Origin of the sequence: Hydrogenophaga sp. 2FB, assembly GCF_005503365.1 — a bacterium.
Taxonomy (GTDB): domain Bacteria; phylum Pseudomonadota; class Gammaproteobacteria; order Burkholderiales; family Burkholderiaceae_C; genus Hydrogenophaga.
This window is the reverse complement of record NZ_SCML01000001.1, coordinates 124,232-146,566: the sequence shown is the minus strand read 5'-3', so window position 1 is coordinate 146,566 and position 22,335 is coordinate 124,232. Positions and strand designations below refer to the sequence as shown.

Genomic DNA, 22,335 nt, shown 5'->3' with positions numbered 1-22,335 from the left:
GGGCCATCAGTCGGCGGTGATGCCTTTGTCCTGAATCACTTTGCGGTACAGCTCGTACTGGGTTTTCGTGGCCGCGCCGAACTCGGCGGCGCTCGTGCCTCGGGGCGTCACGCCCATCGCCAGCAACTTGTCGCGCGTGGTGGGGTCGTCGACCGCTGCGCGCACCTCCCGGTTGAGCCGTGTGATGACGGCGGGCGGCGTGCCCGCGGGCGCGACCATGGCAAACCACGAGTTGAACGTGAAGTTCGCCATGCCCGCTTCATGGAAGGTGGGCACGTTGGGAAACTGCGGCAGGCGCTGCGCCGTGGACACCGCGAGCAGCCGGAGCTTGCCGCCCTGGACCAGCGAGGTCACGGTGCCCAGACCTTGCATGGACACATCCACTTCGCCGGCCGCGACGGCCACAGCCGCCGGCGTGGCGCCCTTGTAGGGCACGTGCATCACGTCGATGTGCGCGCGGTCCAGGATCAGCGCCATGCCGATGTGCTGCGGGCTGCCGTTGCCGCCGCTGCCGTAGTTCAGCTTGCCGGGCGCGGCTTTGGCGGCCGCGGTGAAGTCCGCCAGGCTGCGGTAGGGCGAGTCGGCCTTCACCACCAGGCCCCATTCGATGGTGCCCACCAACGACACCGGCGCGAAATCGGTGAGCGCGTTCCACGGCATCTTGGCCGTGAGGTGGGGCACCATGGTGAGGACGCTGTCGTTGAAGCCGCCGATGGTGTAGCCGTCGGGCGCGGCGCGCGCCAGGCGTTCGGCGCCGATCACACCGGCCGAGCCCGCCATGTTCTCGATCGCAATGCCTTGGCCCATGGACTCGCCCATCTTCTGCGTGACCAGGCGCGCGGCGTTGTCCACGGCGCTGCCAGCGGCCAGCGGAACGATCATGCGGATGGGCTTGTTCGGATAGCTGTTTTGAGCCTGGCCTACAAGAGGCAGGGCCAGCAGGGCGGCCAGCGCTATGGGGCCAGACAGTTTCATGCGGTGTCTCCGTATCGTTGTGGTGTGTCCAGTGCGTGGCTGGATCGGAGCCTGCAGATTAGGGACGCCGGCCCCGCTTGTCTAATGCTGAATTTGCGCCCTGCCATATCATGTTGATATCGGAAGGCCTCAAGATGAACCTGAAAACCCTGCGCTATTTCGTGGCTGTGGCCGAAAGCGGCAGCCTGACCGCCGCCGCGGCCGCCATACCGATCGCGCAACCCGCGCTCACCCGACAGATGCGCGACCTGGAGAGCGAAACGGGCGTTCAGTTGCTGCAGCGCCTGCCGCGCGGCGTGCGGCTGACGCAAGCGGGCGTGACGCTGTACGAGTCCGCCCAGCGCATCCTGTCCGAGGCCGCGCGCCTGGACCGGCGCCTGGCGCACAGCCAGCAGCGCGATCTGGTGCCCGTCGTGGTCGGCGCGTCACCGACCCTGGCCCGCTTGCTGCTGCCCGGCCTGTTCGAAAAGAGCATCGCTGCGATTTCCAACCTGGAGCTGCGCGCGCGCGAAGCGTTCACGCCCGAGCTCATCGACTGGTTGGAGCGAGGCATGATCGACGTGGCGGTGCTGACCAACCCGGAGCCAGGCCACGCGCTCTCTTTTCAACCGCTGCTCGGCGAGCCGTTTGCCTTGGTCTCGCACGCCCAAATGGGCATCGGCCCAGTGGTGTCCGTCAGCCAGTTGGCGCGCATCCCACTGTTGATGACGAGCCTGCACCGGGGGCTGGTGGACCGCCAGCTCGCCAGCCTGGGCAAGTCCCTGAAGGTGCAGGCCGAGATCGATTCGGTCGATTCGATTCGGGAGATGGTCCTGCGCGGCCGCTGGGCGACCATCATGCCGGTGTCGGTGTTTCGCGAGCACCTGCACCAGGAGCCCGTGGTGATGTCCGAGATATCGGGCGTGCAGCTCAACCGCCTGCTGGTCCTGGCCACGCGGCTTGATCCGCGACCGAACCCATCCCTGTCCGTGGTGCACGACCTGGTGATGGCGGAGTTCGCGCGCATGGAGCGTCAGGGCACCTTCAGCTTTGCCAGCGCGCACGTCGGCCCGGCCTGACCAAGGTGCCCGCCCGGCGGCGGCATCCCCGGATTGGCTAGAATGTCGGGCTGTCTTGGTGAACGGAATGGCCCGGAGCGGGTCCTGATTTGCCCAAGGATACGCACCGTGCAGGCCTTGAAACGGCTTGCATCAACCCCTCAGACCCGCCTGGGACAAGAACATTTCAAGGCTCGGCCCGTCCGGCTGGCCCACCCCCTTCCATTTGGAGAATTTCATGACCGTGACCGTTGAAACCCTGGAAAAGCTCGAGCGCAAGATCACGCTCACGCTGCCGGCCGATGTGATCCAGAACGAGGTGTCCACCCGCCTCAAGCGCATCGCGCGCGACGTGAAGATGGACGGTTTCCGTCCCGGCAAGGTGCCGATGAACGTCGTGGCCCAGCGCTATGGCTACTCGGTGCACTACGAAGTCATGAACGACAAGGTGGGCGAAGCCTTCGCCAGCGCCGCCAACGAAGCGCAACTGCGCGTGGCCGGCCAGCCCAAGATCACCGAGAAGGAAGGCGCGCCCGAAGGCCAGCTGACCTTCGACGCCGTGTTCGAGGTGTACCCCGAAGTCAAGATCGAAGACCTGTCCACCGCCACCGTGGAAAAAGTGTCTGCTGAAGTCGACGACGCCGCCATCGACCGCACCGTTGAAATCCTGCGCAAGCAGCGCCGCACCTTCGCGCAACGCGCGCAAGACCAGGCCGCACAGGACGGCGATCGCGCCACCATCGACTTCGCCGGCAAGATCGACGGCGAGCCCTTCGAAGGCGGCAAGGCCGAAGCCTTCCAGTTCATCGTTGGCGATGGCCAGATGCTCAAGGAATTCGAAGACGCCGTGCGCGGCATGAAAACCGGCGAGTCCAAGACCTTCCCGCTGGCGTTCCCCGCTGACTACCACGGCAAGGATGTCGCCGGCAAGACCGCCGACTTCCTGGTGACCGTCAACAAGCTCGAAGCCGCCAACCTGCCCCCCGTGGACGAAGCCCTGGCCAAAGCCCTCGGCATCGCCGACGGCACGGTTGAAGGCCTGCGCGCCGACATCCGCAAGAACCTCGAGCGCGAAGTCAAGTTCCGCCTGCAGGCCCGCAACAAGCAAGCCGTGATGGAAGCCCTGGTGTCCAAGGCCGAACTCGACCTGCCCAAGTCGGTCGTGCAAGCCGAGCTGGACCGTCTGGTGGAAGGCGCCCGCGCCGACCTGAAGCAGCGCGGCGTGAAGGATGCCGACAAGGCGCCGATCCCCGAAGAACTGTTCCGCCCGCAAGCCGAGCGCCGTGTGCGCCTGGGCCTGGTGGTGGCCGAACTGGTGCGCGCCAACGAGCTGAACGCCAAGCCCGAACAGATCAAGGCCCACATCGACGAGCTGGCTGCTTCCTACGAGAAGCCCGCCGACGTGGTGCGTTGGTACACGGGCGACAACCGCCGCATGGCCGAGGTCGAGGCCATCGTGATCGAGAACAACGTCACCGAATTCGTGCTGTCCAAGGCGCAGGTCACCGAGAAGGCCGTCAGCTTCGACGAACTGATGGCGCAGCAAGGCTGATCGAGCCGCGTCGCACAGTGGCAGAGCAGGGCGGAGCAATCCGCCCTTTCTTTTTCTGGAATCCACCCCATCTGTCACCACCGGCGCCCCTGTGGTCATTCCGGTCTTGGACCGGAGCGGCCGGAGGGGCTCAGCGGGTTGGTTACAGTAGTGTGAAGTGGTTGGCTTAATTCACGGAGAAACGCATGAGCGCAATGGACATTCAAGGTTTGGGCATGGTGCCCATGGTCATCGAGCAGTCGGGCCGCGGTGAGCGTGCGTACGACATCTATTCGCGCCTCCTCAAGGAGCGTGTGATCTTCCTGGTGGGCCCGGTCAACGACCAGTCGGCCAACCTCGTGGTGGCGCAGTTGTTGTTCCTGGAAAGCGAAAACCCCGACAAGGACATTTCGTTCTACATCAACTCGCCCGGCGGGTCGGTGAGCGCGGGCATGGCAATTTTCGACACCATGAACTTCATCAAGTCCGACGTGTCGACCCTGTGCATCGGCATGGCCGCGAGCATGGGCGCGTTCCTGCTGGCCGCTGGCGCCAAGGGCAAGCGCTTTGCGCTGCCGAACTCCAAGGTCATGATCCACCAGCCGCTGGGCGGCACGCAGGGTCAGGCCACGGAAATCGAGATCCACGCCCGCGAAATCCTCAAGACGCGCGAACAGCTCAACAAGATCCTGGCCGAGCGCACCGGGCAGCCGCTCGAGAAGATCGAGCGCGACACCGAGCGCGATTACTACCTCTCGGCCGCCGAATCCGCCGAGTACGGCCTTATCGACAAGGTGATCGACAAGCGCCCAGGCGCAGTCTGAGGCCCATCAAGCCCCGAAGACGGCATGAAATGGGGTGGTTTTTGCCCATTTGGCCCTCTCGGGGCTTGAACTATCATTGTTCTTACCTCGTCTTACGCACTCAGATCTATGGCCGACAAAAAAGGCACCTCCAGCGAAAAAGCGCTCTACTGCTCGTTCTGCGGTAAGAGCCAGCACGAGGTCAAGAAGCTGATCGCCGGCCCCTCGGTGTTCATCTGCGATGAATGCATCGACCTGTGCAACGACATCATCCGTGACGAGTTGCCGGGCCTCGAATCGGTCAAGGCTTCGGGCGACGACGTGCCCACGCCGGCCCAGTTGAAATCGAACCTGGACAACTACGTCATCGGCCAGCAGCACGCCAAGCGCGCCCTCGCCGTGGCGGTCTACAACCACTACAAGCGCCTGCGCCACAAGCAGAACGCCCGCAAGGACGACGTGGAACTGGCCAAGAGCAACATCCTCTTGATCGGCCCCACGGGTTCCGGCAAGACGCTGCTCGCCCAGACCATGGCGCGCATGCTCAACGTGCCGTTCGTGATGGCCGATGCCACCACGCTGACCGAAGCCGGCTACGTGGGCGAGGACGTGGAAAACATCGTGGCCAAGCTGCTGCAGAGCTGCAACTACGATGTCGAGCGCGCTCAGCAAGGCATTGTCTACATCGACGAAATCGACAAGATCACGCGCAAGTCCGACAACCCGTCCATCACGCGCGACGTGTCGGGCGAGGGTGTTCAGCAGGCGCTGCTCAAGCTCGTCGAAGGCACCATGGCCTCGGTGCCACCTCAAGGCGGGCGCAAGCACCCCAATCAGGATTTCCTGCAGGTCGACACCACCAACATCCTGTTCATCTGTGGTGGTGCGTTCGCGGGACTGGAAAAGATCATCGAAAACCGCACCGAGGCTTCGGGCATGGGTTTTAGCGCCCTGGTCAAGAGCAAGCAGCAGCGCAGCCTGACCGAAACGTTCAAGGAAATCGAGCCCGAGGATCTGATCAAGTTCGGCCTGATTCCCGAGCTGGTCGGCCGCGTGCCGGTGATTGCCGCCTTGTCGGAACTCAGCGAAGACGCCCTGGTCGAAATTCTCACCGAGCCCAAGAACGCGGTCGTCAAGCAGTTCTCCCGCTTGCTGGCCATGGAAGGGGCTGAACTTGAAGTGCGGCCCGCCGCGCTCAAGGCCATCGCCCGCAAGGCACTGGCGCGCAAGACCGGCGCGCGTGGCCTGCGATCGATACTGGAAAACGCGCTGATCGACACCATGTTCGATCTGCCAGGCATGAGCAATGTTGAAAAGGTGGTGGTCGACGAGTCGACCATCGACGAGAACAAGCCGCCCCTGCTGGTGTACCGCGAAGCGGCCAAGCAGGCTTGAACGGTTGCCGGTGGGGTATTTGCCCGCCGGCCCGTCACGGATGCGTCTGGTTGAGATCGCCCGCACCGACCCCATTTACCGTTCCAGTCGAGGTTGAAATGTCCGGACAGACCCCTTTGCCCAGTACGTCGGTTGAACTCCCGTTGCTGCCCTTGCGCGACGTGGTGGTGTTCCCGCACATGGTCATTCCGCTCTTTGTCGGGCGACCCAAGAGCATCAAGGCACTTGAGGCCGCCATGGAATCCGAGCGCCGCATCATGCTGGTGGCGCAGAAAGCCGCCGCGAAGGACGAGCCCTCGACCGAGGACATGTTCGAGATGGGTTGCGTGGCCTCGATCCTGCAAATGCTCAAGTTGCCCGATGGCACCGTGAAGGTGCTGGTGGAGGGTGTGCAGCGTGCCAAGGTGCTCGATATCCACGACGGCGACAGCCATTTCGTGGCGAACGTGAGCCCGCTCGACCCCTCGCTGGAACAGGCCAACCTGCAGGTCAACGAGCTGGAAGCCTTGCGGCGCGCGGTGATGCAGCAGTTTGACCAGTACGTCAAACTCAACAAGAAGATTCCGTCGGAAATCCTTACCTCGATTTCCAGCATTGACGATCCGGGCCGCCTGGCCGACACCATCGCGGCGCACCTGCCGCTCAAGCTGGAGTCCAAGCAGGTCGTGCTCGATCTCGACCAGGTCAACAAGCGCCTGGAAAACCTCTTCGAGCAGCTGGAGCGCGAGGTTGACATCCTCAACGTCGACAAGAAGATCCGTGGCCGCGTGAAGCGCCAGATGGAAAAGAACCAGCGCGACTTCTACCTCAACGAACAGGTCAAGGCGATCCAGAAGGAACTGGGCGAAGGCGAAGAGGGCGCGGACATCGAAGAGATCGAGAAAAAGATCAAGCTCGCCAAGATGCCCGCCGAAGCGCGCAAGAAGGCGGACGCCGAGTTCAAGAAGCTCAAGCTCATGTCGCCCATGTCGGCCGAGGCCACCGTGGTGCGCAACTACATCGATGCGCTGGTCGGCTTGCCCTGGAGCAAGAAGACCAAGATCAAGCACGACCTGGCCCACGCCGAAGCTGTGCTCAATGAAGACCACTATGGCCTGGAGAAGGTCAAGGACCGCATTCTTGAGTACCTCGCGGTGCAACAGCGTGTGGACAAGGTCAAGGCGCCCATCCTCTGCCTGGTGGGCCCACCCGGTGTGGGCAAGACCTCGCTGGGTCAGTCCGTGGCCAAGGCGACCGGCCGCAAGTACGTGCGCATGGCGCTCGGTGGCATGCGCGACGAAGCCGAAATCCGTGGGCACCGCCGCACGTACATCGGCGCGATGCCGGGCAAGGTGCTGCAGAGCCTGACCAAGGTCGGCACACGCAACCCGCTGTTCCTGCTCGACGAAATCGACAAGCTCGGCACCGACTTCCGCGGTGATCCATCGAGCGCGCTGCTGGAGGTGCTGGACCCCGAGCAGAACCACACGTTTGGCGACCACTACGTCGAAGTCGACTTCGATCTGTCCGACGTGATGTTCGTCGCGACCTCGAACTCGATGAACATTCCGCCGGCCCTGCTGGACCGCATGGAAGTGATCCGCCTCTCGGGTTACACCGAAGAGGAGAAGACCAACATCGCGATCCGTTATCTGTTGCCCAAGCAGCTCAAGAACAACGGCATTCGCGAAGGCGAGCTGACGGTGGAAGACGACGCGGTGCGCGACATCGTTCGTTACTACACGCGTGAGGCCGGCGTGCGCTCGCTGGAGCGCGAGCTGTCCAAGATCTGCCGCAAGGTGGTCAAGGGCTTGTTGTTGAAGAAGTACACGCCGACCGTCGTGGTGAACGCCGAGAACCTCAACGAGTTTCTCGGTGTGCGCAAGTACAGCTACGGCCGCGCCGAAGCCACGAACCAGGTGGGTCAGGTCGTGGGCCTGGCATGGACCGAGGTGGGCGGTGACCTGCTGACCATCGAAGTTGCGATCATGCCCGGCAAGGGCGTGATCACGCGCACCGGTTCACTCGGTGACGTGATGAAGGAATCGGTGGAAGCTGCACGCACCGTGGTGCGCAGTCGCGCACGTCTGCTCGGCATCAAGGACGAACAGTTCGACAAGCGCGACATCCACATCCATGTGCCCGACGGTGCCACGCCCAAGGATGGCCCGAGCGCGGGCGCGGCGATGACCACGGCCTTGGTGTCGGCCATCACCGGCATCCCGGTGCGCGCCGATGTGGCCATGACCGGTGAGATCACGCTGCGCGGCGAAGTGACGGCCATTGGCGGCTTGAAAGAGAAGCTGCTGGCCGCATTGCGCGGTGGCATCAAGACCGTGATCATTCCGGAAGAGAACGTGAAGGACCTCGCGGAGATTCCAGAGAACGTGAAGCAAGGTCTCGAGATCGTGCCCGTGAAATGGATCGACAAGGTGCTCGCGATCGCGCTCGAGCGTCAGCCTGTTCCTCTGACCGAGGAAGAGGTTGCCGCGCAGATTGCGGCCGCGAACATGAGCAAGCCTGCGACCCTGCCCGATGCCGTCAAACATTGAATGAAAAAATGACGCGGGCTTGAAAGAGCGTTATTTTTCAGGTTAGAATGCTGGCTTGCCGACAAGCATCGGTAGACGCAAACCAAGCGGTAAAAATGTGCGGGAATAGCTCAGTTGGTAGAGCGCAACCTTGCCAAGGTTGAGGTCGCGAGTTCGAATCTCGTTTCCCGCTCCAGTTTTAAAAAAGGGAAGCTTCTGCTTCCCTTTTTTGTCAGGGTTCAAGTCGGCGCTTTGGGGTGCTGATTTTGATGGCGCGATAGCAAAGCGGTTATGCCCCGGATTGCAAATCCGGTTAGTCCGGTTCGACTCCGGATCGCGCCTCCAAACACCGGAACGCAACCGGAAAAATGCGGGAATAGCTCAGTTGGTAGAGCGCAACCTTGCCAAGGTTGAGGTCGCGAGTTCGAATCTCGTTTCCCGCTCCACATTCTCAAAGGGAAGCTTCGGCTTCCCTTTTTTTATTGGCTCATCGATCGCGAGCTTCGTTCGTCTGTGCACGCACGCGCTGTCCGCGTCGGCGGTGCATGCCGCGTTCTCCCCAGCAACTGTGCCCAAGCTTGTGGATAACGGCATGAACAAGCGTCGCAGGCCGCAGCCGGCCTGGCTTGCAACGCCTTGCTGAGAAATTGGGCACCTGGAAACGTTACCCTCAACGACCTGTTCGTGTCTTGCGTTGAAGCAACTGTGTGATGGCCTGCGCCGCTTCCAGCAGGGGCGGCAGCAGTTGTTCCTGCACCGCACGCGCGTTCGTGCGGTTGGCCTGTCCGCTGAGGTTGATGGCGGCGCTCACGCGGCCGTCCGAGCCGTGGATCGGCGCGGCCACCGAGATCAAGCCTTCTTCCAGTTCCTGGTCGACCACGCACCAACCCTGTCGGCGCACTTGCTGTATGCGCTTGAGCAGCGTGGAGGTGTCCGTCACCGTGTGGCGCGTCAAGGCCGTGCGTGGCGACTCCTCCAGTCGGCGCACGACTTCTTCGTCGTCGAGTTGCGCCAGCAGCACGCGGCCCAGTGAGGTGCAGAAGGCGGGCAACCGCGACCCGATGCCCAGTGAGATCTTCATGATCTTGTGCGTGGGCACGCGCATCACGTAGACGATGTCGGCGCCGTCGAGCACCGCGATCGAACTCGATTCGTTCACGCGGTCGACAAGGGCCTTGACCACGGGTTCTGCCAGGTCCCAGATCGGCATCGACGACAGATACGCAAAACCCAGTTCAAGGATGCGCGGCGTGAGTCGAAACCACTTGCCGTCGAACTCGACATAGCCCAAGGTCTGCAGCGTGAGCAGGATGCGGCGTGCGCCCGCGCGCGTGAGGCCCGCGCGATCGGCTACTTCGCTCAAGGTCTGTTCGGGTGCTTGCGCGCTGAAGCTGCGCACCACTTGCAGACCGCGCGCGAAGGATTGCACGTAGGTGTCGCCGGGACGGGGCGGTGTGGCTTTCGGAGAGGGGGACATGGCGTGATGCAGGGAAGTTTTCTATAATTCTTATTATGAACAAATGTTCGACATACGAACAGATGGAAAACAGAAGGAATCAAGATGATCAACAAGTTGGCCGACTCGATCGAGGCGGCACTGGCAGACACCCCCGATGGGGCCACCGTGCTGATCGGCGGATTCGGCACCTCGGGCATTCCGGACGAACTCATTGACGGCTTGATCGCACACGGTGCGCGCGACCTGACGGTGGTGAACAACAACGCCGGCAACGGCGACACGGGCCTGGCCGCGTTGCTCAAGACCGGGCGCGTGCGCAAGGTGATCTGCAGCTTTCCGCGCCAGGTCGACAGCCATGTGTTTGACGGCCTGTACCGCAGCGGCGCGCTGGAACTCGAACTCGTGCCACAGGGCAATCTCGCCGAGCGCCTGCGCGCGGCGGGCGCGGGCATTGGTGGCTTCTTCACGCCCACCGGCTACGGCACCGAACTGGCCCAGGGCAAGGAGACGCGCATCATCGATGGCAAGGGCTATGTGTTCGAGACGCCCATTCACGGCGACCTTGCACTCATCAAGGCCGAGCGCGGCGATCGTTGGGGCAACCTCACGTACCGCAAGGCCGCGCGCAACTTCGGCCCGGTGATGGCCATGGCCGCGCGCAAGACCGTGGCCACGGTGCACGAGATCGCCGAACTCGGTGAGCTGGATCCCGAGACCGTGATCACCCCCGGCATCCACGTGAACCAGGTGGTGCGCATCGCGCGCACCGTGACGCGCGCGGGTGGTTTCAAAGCCGCTGCTTGAACGAGGAACAACCCATGAGTTACACACGACGCACCAAGGTCGAACTGGCCCAACGCGTGGCCCGCGACATCCACGACGGCGCCTACGTCAATCTCGGCATTGGCCAACCCACGCTGGTGGCCAACCATTTGCCGCCGGGCATCGAGGTGGTGTTGCACAGCGAGAACGGCATCCTCGGCATGGGCCCCGCGCCCGCCGCGGGCGAAGAGGACTACGACCTCATCAACGCCGGCAAACAACCGGTCACGCTGCTGGCCGGTGGCAGCTTCTTTCATCACGCCGACAGCTTCGGCATGATGCGCGGCGGCCACATCGACATCTGCGTGCTCGGCGCGTTCCAGGTGTCGGTCAAAGGCGACCTGGCGAACTGGAGCACTGGCGAACCCGATGCGATTCCCGCGGTGGGCGGTGCGATGGACCTCGCCGTGGGCGCGCGCCAGACCTGGGTGATGATGGACCTGCTGACCAAGCAGGGCCAGAGCAAACTGGTCGAGCAGTGCAGCTACCCGCTCACGGGCGTGGCCTGCGTCAAGCGCGTTTATTCCGACCTGGCCACACTCGAGTGCACGCCACAAGGCCTGCGCCTGATCGATGCGGTGGAGGGCCTGGACCGCGCCGAACTCGAACGACTGATCGGTCTGCCTGTGGCGGCCTGAACCACCCACTCTTCAACCTGTTTTAAAACCCGGAGACACCATGACCCAGTCCCAAGCCTTCATCTGCGACGCCATCCGCACACCCTTTGGCCGCTACGGCGGCGCGCTCAGCGGCGTGCGCACCGACAACCTCGGCGCGGTGCCACTCAAGGCGCTGATGGAACGCAACCCCGGCGTGGACTGGGCCGCGATCACCGACGTCATCTACGGTTGCGCCAACCAGGCCGGTGAAGACAACCGCAACGTCGCGCGCATGGCCGCGCTGCTCGCGGGCCTGCCCATGGACGTGCCCGGCGCCACCATCAACCGCCTGTGCGGTTCGGGCCTGGACGCCTTGGGCACGGCCGCGCGCGCCATCAAGTCCGGCGAAGCCACGCTGATGATCGCCGGTGGTGTGGAAAGCATGAGCCGCGCGCCCTTCGTGATGCCCAAGGCCGAGAGCGCTTTCAGCCGCAACAACGCCGTCTACGACACGACGATCGGCTGGCGCTTCGTCAACCCGCTGATGAAGGCGCAGTACGGTGTGGACGCGATGCCCGAGACCGCCGAGAACGTGGCGACCGATTTCAAGATCGAGCGCGAAGCACAGGACCGCATGGCGCTGGCCAGCCAGCTCAAGGCCGTGGCCGCGCAGAAGGCTGGCCATCTGGCGGCCGAGATCACGCCGGTGACGATCCCGCAGAAGAAGGGCGATGCCATCGTCGTCGACAAGGACGAGCACCCGCGCGAAACGAGCATGGAGACGCTGGCAAAGCTCAAGGGCGTCGTGCGCCCTGACGGTACCGTGACCGCGGGCAACGCCAGTGGCGTGAACGACGGCGCCTGCGCGCTGCTGCTGGCCAACGAAGCTACAGCCGCCAAATACGGCCTCACGCCCAAGGCGCGTGTGGTCGGCATGGCCACGGCGGGCCTGGCGCCGCGCATCATGGGCATGGGCCCGGCACCGGCCACGCGCAAGGTGCTCGAACTCACCGGCCTCTCGCTGGCGCAGATGGACGTGATCGAACTCAACGAAGCGTTTGCCGCGCAAGGTTTGGCGGTGCTGCGCGACCTCGGCCTCAAGGACGACGATGCGCGCGTGAACCAGTGGGGCGGCGCAATCGCGCTGGGCCACCCGCTGGGCGCCAGCGGCGCGCGCCTGGCGACCACGGCCACGAGCCAGTTGCACCGGCTGGGCGGTCGCTACGCGCTGTGCACGATGTGCATCGGCGTGGGACAAGGCATTGCGGTCATTCTGGAGCGCGTGTGAGCATTGCGAAAGACCGGCCCGTCACCGTCGTTTCGGGTGCCAGCAACGGCATCGGTCGTGCGATCGCCGAGGCGCTGCTGGACACGGGCCGGCCTGTGGTCAACCTCGACCATGCGCTGCCCAACTGGGACCACCCGCTGCTGGCGTCCTTCCAGGTGGATTTGACCGATGAAGCGGCGACGCGCCAGGTCGCTCAGGATATGGCGGCGCGGTACAACGTCACCGCGCTCGTCAACAACGCCGGTGCCACGCGCCCAGGCACGATCGACACGGCGACCACGGGCCAGCTCGACGACGTGGTGGGCTTGCATCTGCGTGCACCGCTGTTGCTGGTGCAGGCGTTCCTGCCGACGCTGCGCGCCAGCGGTGAAGGCCGGATCGTCAACATGTCCTCGCGTGCCGCGCTGGGCAAGGGCGATCGCGTCGTGTATTCGGCCACCAAGGCCGGGATGATCGGCTTGACCCGCACGCTGGCCATGGAGCTGGGCCCGGACGCGATCACCGTCAATGCGATCGGCCCCGGGCCGATCGCCACCGAGCTGTTCCGCAGCAGCAACCCCGAAGGGGCACCGCAGACCGAACGCATCTTGAAGAGCATCGCTGTGGGCCGCATGGGCACACCGCAAGACGTGGCGCGTGCCGTGCTGTTCTTCCTGGCGCCCGAGAATGGCTTCGTGACCGGCCAGGTGCTCTACGTGTGCGGCGGAACGACCCTGGGCGTGGCGCCGATCTGAACGCGCCCCATTTTTACCGTGCATTTCAAGGAGACCATCATGCACAAGCCTTCATCATCTACCCGCCGCCTGGCCCTGATCGCAGTCGCCTGCGCTGGCGCCAGCTTGCTGCCACTGGCCGCCAGCGCGCAGGCTTACCCGAGCAAGCCCATCACCATGATCGTGCCGTTCTCGGCGGGCGGCACCACCGATATCCTGGCGCGCATCGTCGGCCAGGCGCTGACGGAAGAGCTGGGCCAGAGCGTCATCATCGACAACCGTGCAGGGGCTGGCGGCAACATTGGCGCTCAGGCCGCAGCTCGCGCGCCGGCCGATGGCTACACGCTGTTCATGGGCACCGTGGGCACGCACGCCATCAACCAGTCTCTGTACAAGAAGATTCCTTTCGACCCCGTCAAGGACTTCACGCCGCTCTCGCGTGTGGCCAACGTGCCCAACCTGCTGGTGGCCCATCCATCCCAACCGTTCAAGACGGTGCGGGAGATGATCGCCTACGCCAAGGCGAACCCGGGTCGGATCAATTTCGGTTCCTCAGGCAGCGGCAGCTCCATTCACCTGTCGGGTGAACTGTTCAAGTCGATGGCCAAGGTCGACATGGTGCACGTGCCTTACAAGGGCAGTGCGCCGGCCGTGAGCGATTTGCTGGGCAACCAGATCGCCATCATGTTCGACAACATGCCTTCGGCCATCCAGCATGTGCGCTCCGGCAAGTTGCGTCCGATCGCGGTGACCACGGCCAAGCGCTCGCCGGAACTGCCCGATGTGCCCACCATCGCCGAAGCGGGCGTGCCCGGCTACGAGGCGACGTCGTGGTTCGGCCTGTTCACGGTGGCCGGTACGCCGGCGCCGATCGTGGCCCAACTGAACAAGGCTTTGCTCAAGGTGCTCAACCAGGCCGAGGTGAAGCAGAAGATCGCCGGCCAGGGCGGTGAGGTGGTGGCCGAGTCGTCCGAACAGTTCGCTGCTTTCATCAAGGCGGAATCCGCGAAGTGGGGCAAGGTCGTCAAAGAATCCGGCGCCAGCGCGGACTGAGGCGGGTCCTGAGGATGGCGCGGGCCCAACCACACCGCATCGGCGGCCGCTTCACGATGCGCTTGCGTGTGGGGCAGGGCATGGCGGTGATGGTGGACGAAGTCTAGGCGGCCCAGGCCGGACCGGACGTACCCGCCATGGCTTCATTCGCGCCCATCCGCTCGGTCGAGCGCGCCGTGGACGTGCTGCTGGCGTTGAACCGCCAGCCGGTCTGTTCGCTGGACCTGCTGTACCAGCAGACGCGCATCCCCAAGCCCACGCTGGTGCGGCTGCTGGAAACCTTGCAGAAGAAGGGCCTGGTGGCGCGCGCGCCGCAGTACGGCGCGTACAGCCTGTCCTCGGGCGTCAAGATGCTCGCTGCGGGCTACCACGGCGAGCCGCGCATCGTGGAGGCGGCCGCCGCGCCGGCCAACGCGCTCACGCGCAAGATCAAGTGGCCGTTGGCGGTGGCGGTGCCCGACTACGACGCGGTCGTGGTGCGCTACAGCACCATTCCCGATTCGCCGCTGTCGTTGCTCCATTCCACGATCAACATGCGCCTGTCGCTGGTCGGGCGTGCCATGGGCCGCGCGTACCTGGCCTTCTGCGGGCGCGAGGAGCGGCGCGCGCTGCTCGACATCCTGCGGCTGTCCACCAACGAAGAAGACGCCATGGCGCACGACCGGCCGGCGGTGTTGGCCGCGTTGAAGAAGATCCGGCAACAAGGCTACGCGCTGCGTGCACCCGGCATTCGGCCGGTGTCGGGCACGCTGGCCGTGCCGGTGATGGAAGGTCAGCGCGTGGTGGCCACCATCGGCATGACGTGGATTGCGTCGGCCGTCAGCAACGAGCAAGCGGTGGAACGCTACCTGGAGCCGTTGCAGGACTTGTCGCGGCTCATCAGCGCACGGCTGGCCAATCTGTAATTTTTTCGAGAGACGTTTTCATGACGCAGGCTTCGACTTCCCATCCCCGCCGCATCGGCATTGTGGGCGCGGGCGCCATCGGGGGCCACGTGGCCGCGCGGCTGGCGGGCGCAGGCCACCAGGTCACGCTGCTGGCGCGCGGCGCGACGCTCGAAGCGGTGCGCACCCATGGCCTGCGGTACGCCACCGCGGGCGGACCGACGCAGCGCTACGAGGTACACGCCGAAGCGTCGCCAGAAGCGATGGGCGCGCAGGACCTGGTCATCCTCGCGCTCAAATCGCAGGCCCTGCCGACGGTCGTGCCGACGCTGGTGCCTTTGCTGGGCGCCGACACGCCCGTGCTCACCTTGAACAACGGTTTACCCTGGTGGTATTTCCTGGTGCCCGGCCAAGCGTTCGAAGGCCAACGCTTGAAGCGCGTGGACCCGCAAGGCGACACCGAACGCGCGGTGGACGTGTCGCGCGTGCTGGGCGGCACCATCATGGTCTCGTGCCATTGCCCCGAGCCCGGCGTGGTGGTGCACAGCGCCGGCGCGCGCCTGGCACTGGGCGAACCGGCGGGTGGCGTGAGCGAGCGCGCCACGTTGTGGGCCGGCGTGCTGGCGGAGGTGGGGCTGGGCGCGGTGGCGAGTGCGCAGATCCGCACCGACATCTGGCTCAAGTTGCTGGGCAACATCTGTGCGAACCCGTTGAGCCTGCTGACCGGCGCGACGACCGACCGCATGCTGGACGACGCGGGCGTGCGTGCGTTGTTCGCGGCCATGATGGAAGAGTGCATCGCCCTGGGCCGCCGCCTGGGCCTGACGCTGGAGACCACGACCGAGCTGCGCATGGCGCAGACGCGCCGGCTGGGTGCCATCCGCAGCTCGATGCTGCAGGACCTGGACGCCGGTCGCAGCGTGGAGCTCGATGCCATCCTGGGTGCGCCGATCGAATGCGCGCAGGCGGTCGGACTGCCCGTGCCCCGTTTGCAGGACGTGTTTGCGCTGGCCTGTCTGCGCGCGGGTGGCGCCGGCCTGTACCCCTAGGCGTCACAAGTCCGCAAACCGGACTTTTCAACAGTTGAAAAGTCCGAAGTTTGTCGTTGCTGTGCCCTGGGAACCGGAGAAGAATCCCTCCCATTCCAGACCGCTGGCCACCGCAGCGGCACAACAACGAGACAAGGCCGCGACCCTGCGCGCGGTTCAAACAACATGGATTCGTTCGCCGCTTTCCGGCTCGCGCAAGCCTTGCTGTCCTGATTTTTCCCCAACGAAAACAACCGGAGACAACGACGATGCAACGACGACATTTCAACACCCGACTCGCGGCGCTGGCCGCCGCCAGCGTGACCGGCCTGCCGGCCATGGCCCAGGACGGCGCACCGATGCGCATCCTCGTCGGCTTCTCGCCGGGAGGCTCGGTGGACGCGGTGGCGCGGCTGCTGGCCGAACGGCTCAAGGAGCCGCTGGGCATGAACGTGATCGTGGAGAACAAGCCCGGCGCGACCGGTCGCGTGGCGCTCGGTGAGGTGCAGCGTGCGCGCCCGGACGGCCGCACGCTGGTGCTGGCCGCCGGCGGCGCGATGGTGATCTTTCCGTGGCTGTATCCGGGCACGCTGGGCTACGACCCGGTCAAGGACTTCACGCCGGTGTCGCGCGTGACCTCGTTGAGCTTCGTGGTCTCGGTCGGCCCGGCCGCGCCGGTGACCGACCTCAGGGGCCTGATTGCCTGGGTCAAGGCCAACCCCACCAAGGCGATGTACGCCACCTCGGGCGCCGGCTCGGTGCCGCATTTCTCGGGCCTGCTGCTGGCGCAGACGCTGGGCGTGCAGCTCACCCATGTGGCCTACAAAGGTGGCCCTCAGGCCGAGCAGGAACTGATTGGTGGCCACGTTCCGATGATGATCGACAGCCCGACCAGCACCACCATCGACCTGCACCGCACCGGCAAGTTGCGCATCGTGGCGGTGACCGGCAAGACGCGCCTGCCGGCGTTGCCGGATGTGCCGACGCTGCAGGAGGCGGGCGTGAACCTGGCGATCGACAACTTCTTCGGTCTCTACGGCCCGGCCAGCATGCCCGCCGACACGGTCAACCGCATCGACCGCGCAGTGGCCCAGGTGTTGGCGCAGCCGGAGGTGCGCGAGAAGATCCTGGCCGCCGGGTTGATGACGGACCACGGTGGCCCGCAGGAGCTGGCCAGCGTGCAGGCCAGCCAGCTCAAGCGCTGGGAGGCACCGATCAAGGCCTCGGGGTTCAAGGTCGAGTAGACCTCCTCACCCCGACCCCCGACCCCGGCACAACAGCCAGGTGCCGGGGTCGGGCGTGCCCTCAGGCCGCCACCGGCTCCGGTGGCATCGGGTATTCGTCGCCGTTGCAGACCACACCCTTCTTCGAGAAGTCCCAGCGCGGTGGCGCAAAGATGTCCACCAGCACGCCGGGCGCATCGATGTTGCGGCTGGTGTGCACGACCTTGGGCGGCACGACCAGCAGCGAAGGGCTGCCCATCTGCTCGGCCGCGTCTTCGTGCCACAGCGTCATGTCAGCGCCCCACGGATAGCGCAGGTGGTGCACGTAGGTGCCCGACAGCGCCAGCGAGCCCTGCTCGAAATCGGTGTGGCTGTGCGGGCTGAGCTTGCGCACGTCGCGCGCCACGGGGCGTTTGAGCAGTGGGTTCACCATCAGCTTGCGGGTGCGGAAGATGCGCATCTGGCTGCCTTCGGTGGCGTAGTCGGCCAGGCGGTAGTGGCGCAGCTTGTAGCCGCCCACGGGCTCGGGCCAGGCCACGAGGGGCGCGGCGTCGGGGTTGGGCGTGGCGTAGGTGGCGTGGTTGTCGGCCAACGCAAGCAGGTCGGTCACGTCACTGGAAAAAATACGCACCACCAGGCCCGAGCCTTCCGCGCGCAGCGTGCTCGGACCGGGCGGCACGATGGTCAGACTGTCGGGGCCGGCCTGCAGCGATTCGGCGCCGGCCTGTACCTGCAGCGAGAGGCCCGCGGTGTCGGGCACGAGCAGCACGTACTCGTCGGCGTTGTCGCGTTGCAGCGTGTCGCCGGGCTGCACGCGCGAGACCACGACGACGAAGTTGGCGCCGCGCGTGATCCACGCGGGGCAGCTGTCGCCCGGCACGGCGCGGGGTTCCTGCTCGTGGTGGCGGGCGTAGGTGGCGAGTTGGGAGGGCAGCAGGGGCATGTCGGTTTCCTCAATCGTTCAGTTGGCGTGCGCGATCGCCTGGGCGCCCTGGCGCAGCAGGGTCTGGTCGGACGAGACGATGAACCAGTCGGCACCCTGCGCGGCGAACTCGTCGCGTTCGGCATTGCCGGCCACGAACATGCCGGCGAGCTTGCCGGCCTTCTTCGCCACGGCCAGCACGTGGCGCGTGGCGTCGAGCACGCGCGGGTCGCGCGGGTTGTCCAGGCCCATCGAGAGAGCCAGATCGGCGCGGCCGACGAACAGGCCGCCGACACCGGGCACGGCAGCAATGGCTTCGGCTTCCTTCACGGCGGCGTCGGATTCGATCTGGCAGATCACCTGCGCTTCGTCGCCGATGCGCAGCGCTTCCTTCATGCCCAGGCTGCCGTAGCCGGCGAAGCGGGGCGAGCTGGAGTAGCCGCGCGCGCCGTCGCGGTAACGCGCCATGGCCACTACCTTGCGCGCGTCTTCGGCGCTGTCGACGTGGGGCACCAGGATGCCGGTGGCGCCGATGTCCAGCGCGGACAGCACCACGGCGGGGTTGACCTCGGCGATGCGGATGAAGGCTTGCAGCTTGGTGGCGCGTGTGGCCAGCACCATCATGTCGAGCGTGGCGCGGTCAAGGGGAGCGTGTTCGGCGTCGATGCAGACGAAGTCCAGCTTCGTGGTGCCCAGCACCTCGATGATGTGGGGCGAGGCGGTCTTGACGAAGGTGCCGAGTTGGTAGGCTTGGGTCATGGTCAGAGCTCTTGCGGGTGGTTCACTTCGGGGGTTTCTGCAATTGCGGCCGGTTGTGCAGCTCGCCGAGCTCGGCGTAGAGCGGGCCGCCCAGGCGCGAGATCGGGCGCAACTTCACGCTGTCCACGTAGCGGCCGTCGAACACGGTGGAGGAAAGGTGGAACACCAGCACTTCACCGATGTAGAGCGTGTTGAGTCCACGGCCGAGCGTGATGGCGCGCTCGAGACGGCATTCCATCTGGATGGGCGAGGCGGCCACGCGGGGCACGGCGATGCGCTCGCCCGGGATCAGCTCGATGCCCAGCGCTTCGATCTCGCTGGTCTCCGACGGGTAGTCGGCGCTGCAGCCGTGCATCAGGTCCATCGTGTCCAGCGTGGCCACGTTGACCACGAACTCGCCGGTCTCGACGATGTTGCGCGCCGTGTCCTTGAGCTGGCCGTCCTTGGTGCCGATGTTCACGGCCACCATGGGCGGGCTGTGGGCCACGTAGTTGTAGGAGCTGAAGGGCGCGGCATTGACCACGCCATCCTTGCTGCGCGTGGTGATCCACGCCACCGGGCGCGGCACCACGGCGCCGACCAGCAGCCGGTAGGCCGTGGCCGTGTCCATGGTGGTGGCGTCCAGGGTGGTGAAGCCGGGTTGGGACATCGTCAAAAGTCTCGTGCTCAGGCGCGGCGGCCGCTGCCGCCCTTCTGGAAGATGCGGCGGCCGGTGTCGTGGAACAGCGCGCGTTTTTCGTCTTCGGTCAGCAGCGTGGCCGAGTCGAGGGCGCGTTGCACCATGTCCTTGTAGGTGCCCGACGAGGTGCCGATGTCCGAGCCCCACATCAAACGGTCCGCGCCGTAGAGGTCGACCGCGCGGCGCAGCACCTTGTCGGCCGGGATGCCTTCCTCACGGCAGATGTCGAGGTTGATCGACGTCCACTTGAAGGAAATGTTCTTCCAGGGCACGAGGGCTTCGAAGTTTTCGTCCAGACCGTAGTGCCCGCTTTTTTCCATCTCGGGTTCGAGCAGGTGGTCGATCGCGATGTTCACGTTGGGGTACTGCTTCGTCAGCTCGATCAGCGCCGGGACCGAGGGGCCGCCACCGCCGACGGACAGCACTTCGAGGTTCATGACCAAGCCGAATTCGTTGGCCACTTCCCAGGTTTTCAGCGCCATGGGCGAGTTCAGCCAGGGCATGCTGCCGTCGGGCTCGCGGCCACCGAACAGGCGCACGCCGGCCAGACCGTGGTGTTTCACGTACTGGCGCACCAGAGGCGCGGTGCCGGCGTCTTCGGCGTCGAGGATGACCACAGCCGAGAAGATATCCGGGTGCTGGTCCGACGAGTCCAGGATGTAGCTGTTGTCGTAGCGGTAGATCATGCGCTTCTGCACCGCCACCGCGCCGTCCACGTTTTCTTCCTTCATCCACACCAGCATGCGCGCGACGTCGGGCACTTCGTTGATGGGTGTCGGGCCGTGGTGGCCGCCAGGTGTGCCGATCACGCCGGGCATGCGCGGCGGCGCGTTGGCCGCGCGTTGCATCGGCTTGCGGGGGTACGCGGTCTGGTCGTCAGCCACCAGGTGGGCGTGGGCATCGAACAGCAGGGGGCGGGAAGAATCGCTCATGGTCATCCGGAAATAAGGGTGGCCCCGAGGGGCCACGGTTGAAAGGGCGTCAGGTCAGTTCAGGCTGATGTTGGCGGTGGAGATGACCTTCTGCCACTTCTTGGAGTCTTCGTTGATCATCTTGCGCAGCAGGTCGGGCGCGCCCACGTTGACCACGGCACCGTAGGTCTGCAGCTTGGCCTTGCCGTAGGTGGAGCTGACGATGTTGTTGATCTCGGCGTTGAGCGCCTTGATGACTTCGGGCGGCGTGCCGGCCGGGCCGACGACGGCGAACCACACCGTGGCGACCATGTCGATGCCTTGTTCCTTGGCCGTCGGAATGTTGGGCAGGCCGGGGAAGCGCGTGGCCGAGGTGACGGCCAGACCATTGAGCTTGCCCGAGGCGAGGTTGGGAATGAAGGCGGTGATCGGGGCGGACAAGGCCTGGATGCTGCCGCCGAGCAGATCGGTCAGGGCCGGGGTGTCGCCCCGGTAGGCCACGGAGGCGAGCTTGGTGTTGGTCACCATCGAGAGTTGTTCCAGCGCCAGGTGGCCGATGGTGCCGTTGCCCGGCTGGCCCACGGTGTAGGCGTCCGGCTTGGCCTTGGCCTGCTGCATGAATTCCTTGAGGTTCTTGGCCGGCACCTTGGGGTTGCTCGTGATCACCAGCGGGATTTCGCAGACCAGCGCGATGGGAGCGAGGTCTTTGTCCGAGTTGAACGGCATGTCCTTGTAGAGGAATTTGTTGTTCACCAGCGGGCCGGAGGTGGACAGGCCGATGGTGTAGCCATCGGGTGCGGCTTTGGCCACCGCGTCGGTGCCGATGTTGCCGCCCGCGCCGCCGCGGTTGTCGACCACGAAGGATTGACCGAACTTGTCGCTCAGCCCCTGGGCGATGAAACGCGCCACCACGTCGGTGCTGCCGCCGGCCGGGAAGGGCACGATCAGGCGCACGGGCTTGTTGGGCCAGCTGCCCTGGGCCAGCGCGGGTGCGCTGGCCGCGAAACCAGCGGCGAGGCAAGCGGCGGTCAAGGCGGTCTGGAAGGTTCTGCGTTTCATGGTGTCTCCTGGAAGGGGGAAGGGAAAAGGGAAAGGTGGCCGCCATCGCGGCCATGCGTTCACGTCGCTTGTCGCGCGCGGCGCATGCGTTCGAGGATCTCGGGCATGCGGCCTTGTGCGCGGTCGCGCAGGTTGTCGTAGATGCTGCCGCCGTGCGCGTCGATGGCCACGGTGCATGGGCCGAGTTCGGACACGTCCAGCGTCAGCAGGCGAAATTGCGAGATGTATTCGTTCCAGTGCGAGCTGCGCACGCCGCGCAGCGCGCGAGAGAGCAGCGGCAGGCCACCGCCCAGGAAGGACAGGTAGGCGCAGCCGCATTCGCGCAGCGCGGCGACGCTGGCGTCGTCCAGTCCGCCCTTGCCGCCCACCATGCGCAGGCCCAGGCCGCGCACGAGGTCGGGCATCCAGGCGTTGTAGCGCGTGCTGGTACTCGGGTTGAGGTAGAGCGGTACCGAGACGCCGTCCTGCTCGCGCACGTAGGTGCTGAGGTGGAAGAAGGCGCCACCGTTCAGGTCCACCGGCAGGGGCTCGCCCTTGCGCACGGCGTCGGCCATGCGCTTGTGGGTGGGGATGCCGATGCTCACCGTCACCGCGCCGGTGAGGGTCACCATGTCGCCCACGCGCAGTTCGCGCACGCGGGCTTCGGACAGGGGCAGGGTCAGTTCGTGCAAGCGGCTCATGGTGT

Annotated in this window: 21 protein-coding genes and 3 tRNA genes; 16 read left to right on the top strand and 8 right to left on the bottom strand. The window is 65.4% G+C overall.

From position 1 onward, the window contains the following. Positions 1-6: 6 nt before the first annotated feature. The gene (locus FFS09_RS00675) at positions 7-975 is read right to left on the bottom strand and encodes a Bug family tripartite tricarboxylate transporter substrate binding protein (RefSeq protein WP_137916936.1); all 969 of its coding nucleotides are present in this window, start codon (positions 973-975) and stop codon (positions 7-9) included. A gap of 134 nt (positions 976-1,109) precedes the next feature. Here FFS09_RS00675 and FFS09_RS00670 point away from each other — a divergent pair, with 134 nt between their 5' ends. The 8 genes from FFS09_RS00670 to FFS09_RS00635 all read left to right on the top strand — a co-directional run bounded on the left by FFS09_RS00670 (position 1,110) and on the right by FFS09_RS00635 (position 8,697). After that, complete coding sequence (locus FFS09_RS00670) at positions 1,110-2,033, top strand: LysR family transcriptional regulator (protein WP_171019805.1); 924 nt, start codon at positions 1,110-1,112, stop codon at positions 2,031-2,033. A 217-nt stretch (positions 2,034-2,250) separates the two neighbouring features. Next, the gene (tig, locus tag FFS09_RS00665) at positions 2,251-3,564 is read left to right on the top strand and encodes a trigger factor (RefSeq protein ID WP_137916934.1); all 1,314 of its coding nucleotides are present in this window, start codon (positions 2,251-2,253) and stop codon (positions 3,562-3,564) included. Between the two features lie 185 nt (positions 3,565-3,749). After that, entirely contained in the window at positions 3,750-4,367 is a 618-nt protein-coding gene (gene clpP, locus FFS09_RS00660; protein ID WP_137916933.1) for an ATP-dependent Clp endopeptidase proteolytic subunit ClpP, read from the top strand. Between the two features lie 108 nt (positions 4,368-4,475). After that, the gene (clpX, locus tag FFS09_RS00655; RefSeq protein ID WP_137916932.1) at positions 4,476-5,741 is read left to right on the top strand and encodes an ATP-dependent Clp protease ATP-binding subunit ClpX; all 1,266 of its coding nucleotides are present in this window, start codon (positions 4,476-4,478) and stop codon (positions 5,739-5,741) included. 98 nt (positions 5,742-5,839) lie between these two features. Continuing rightward, entirely contained in the window at positions 5,840-8,272 is a 2,433-nt protein-coding gene (gene lon / locus FFS09_RS00650; RefSeq protein WP_137916931.1) for an endopeptidase La, read from the top strand. A 99-nt stretch (positions 8,273-8,371) separates the two neighbouring features. Continuing rightward, positions 8,372-8,447: transfer RNA gene (locus FFS09_RS00645), tRNA-Gly, on the top strand. Between the two features lie 75 nt (positions 8,448-8,522). Beyond that, positions 8,523-8,596, top strand: a tRNA-Cys gene (locus FFS09_RS00640). Between the two features lie 25 nt (positions 8,597-8,621). Continuing rightward, positions 8,622-8,697 (top strand) — tRNA-Gly (locus FFS09_RS00635). A 224-nt stretch (positions 8,698-8,921) separates the two neighbouring features. Here FFS09_RS00635 and FFS09_RS00630 read toward each other — a convergent pair. After that, positions 8,922-9,728 (bottom strand): IclR family transcriptional regulator domain-containing protein, encoded by an 807-nt coding sequence (locus FFS09_RS00630; protein WP_137916930.1) that lies wholly within the window; start codon positions 9,726-9,728, stop codon positions 8,922-8,924. A gap of 84 nt (positions 9,729-9,812) precedes the next feature. On the opposite strand from FFS09_RS00630, the gene FFS09_RS00625 reads away from it, so the two are divergent. The 8 genes from FFS09_RS00625 (at position 9,813) to FFS09_RS00590 (ending at position 17,341) form a co-directional block, all read left to right on the top strand. Continuing rightward, positions 9,813-10,514 carry a 3-oxoacid CoA-transferase subunit A gene (locus tag FFS09_RS00625; RefSeq protein WP_137916929.1) on the top strand — a complete coding sequence of 234 codons (702 nt, stop codon included), beginning with the start codon at positions 9,813-9,815 and terminating at the stop codon, positions 10,512-10,514. Positions 10,515-10,528: 14 nt separating this feature from the next. Beyond that, positions 10,529-11,170, top strand: coding sequence for a 3-oxoacid CoA-transferase subunit B (locus FFS09_RS00620; protein WP_137916928.1), 642 nt, complete (start codon positions 10,529-10,531; stop codon positions 11,168-11,170). A 40-nt stretch (positions 11,171-11,210) separates the two neighbouring features. Then, positions 11,211-12,419 carry a 3-oxoadipyl-CoA thiolase gene (pcaF, locus tag FFS09_RS00615; protein WP_137916927.1) on the top strand — a complete coding sequence of 403 codons (1,209 nt, stop codon included), beginning with the start codon at positions 11,211-11,213 and terminating at the stop codon, positions 12,417-12,419. Positions 12,420-12,421: 2 nt separating this feature from the next. Beyond that, positions 12,422-13,153, top strand: a complete 732-nt coding sequence (locus FFS09_RS00610; RefSeq protein ID WP_137917002.1) for an SDR family NAD(P)-dependent oxidoreductase — start codon at positions 12,422-12,424, stop codon at positions 13,151-13,153. 39 nt (positions 13,154-13,192) lie between these two features. Next, positions 13,193-14,185, top strand: coding sequence for a Bug family tripartite tricarboxylate transporter substrate binding protein (locus FFS09_RS00605; RefSeq protein ID WP_137916926.1), 993 nt, complete (start codon positions 13,193-13,195; stop codon positions 14,183-14,185). Positions 14,186-14,322: 137 nt separating this feature from the next. Then, complete coding sequence (locus FFS09_RS00600) at positions 14,323-15,090, top strand: DNA-binding transcriptional regulator (RefSeq protein ID WP_137916925.1); 768 nt, start codon at positions 14,323-14,325, stop codon at positions 15,088-15,090. A 20-nt stretch (positions 15,091-15,110) separates the two neighbouring features. After that, positions 15,111-16,118, top strand: a complete 1,008-nt coding sequence (locus FFS09_RS00595) for a ketopantoate reductase family protein (protein WP_137916924.1) — start codon at positions 15,111-15,113, stop codon at positions 16,116-16,118. Between the two features lie 248 nt (positions 16,119-16,366). After that, positions 16,367-17,341, top strand: a complete 975-nt coding sequence (locus FFS09_RS00590; protein WP_137916923.1) for a Bug family tripartite tricarboxylate transporter substrate binding protein — start codon at positions 16,367-16,369, stop codon at positions 17,339-17,341. A gap of 61 nt (positions 17,342-17,402) precedes the next feature. Here the strand turns inward: FFS09_RS00590 and FFS09_RS00585 are convergent, their stop codons facing one another. From FFS09_RS00585 to FFS09_RS00560, 6 genes are read right to left on the bottom strand one after another with little or no spacing between them, the layout of a single operon-like run. Further along, positions 17,403-18,263: a cupin domain-containing protein gene (locus tag FFS09_RS00585; protein WP_137916922.1), complete on the bottom strand. Its 861-nt coding sequence runs from the start codon at positions 18,261-18,263 to the stop codon at positions 17,403-17,405. Between the two features lie 18 nt (positions 18,264-18,281). Further along, complete coding sequence (locus FFS09_RS00580; protein WP_137916921.1) at positions 18,282-19,001, bottom strand: HpcH/HpaI aldolase family protein; 720 nt, start codon at positions 18,999-19,001, stop codon at positions 18,282-18,284. Positions 19,002-19,023: 22 nt separating this feature from the next. Beyond that, positions 19,024-19,650, bottom strand: coding sequence for a flavin reductase family protein (locus tag FFS09_RS00575; RefSeq protein ID WP_137916920.1), 627 nt, complete (start codon positions 19,648-19,650; stop codon positions 19,024-19,026). A 17-nt stretch (positions 19,651-19,667) separates the two neighbouring features. Then, positions 19,668-20,612 carry an amidohydrolase family protein gene (locus tag FFS09_RS00570; RefSeq protein ID WP_252374177.1) on the bottom strand — a complete coding sequence of 315 codons (945 nt, stop codon included), beginning with the start codon at positions 20,610-20,612 and terminating at the stop codon, positions 19,668-19,670. Positions 20,613-20,666: 54 nt separating this feature from the next. Continuing rightward, positions 20,667-21,650: a Bug family tripartite tricarboxylate transporter substrate binding protein gene (locus tag FFS09_RS00565; RefSeq protein WP_137916918.1), complete on the bottom strand. Its 984-nt coding sequence runs from the start codon at positions 21,648-21,650 to the stop codon at positions 20,667-20,669. A gap of 59 nt (positions 21,651-21,709) precedes the next feature. Then, positions 21,710-22,330, bottom strand: coding sequence for a fumarate hydratase C-terminal domain-containing protein (locus FFS09_RS00560; RefSeq protein WP_137916917.1), 621 nt, complete (start codon positions 22,328-22,330; stop codon positions 21,710-21,712). Positions 22,331-22,335 lie beyond the last annotated feature (5 nt).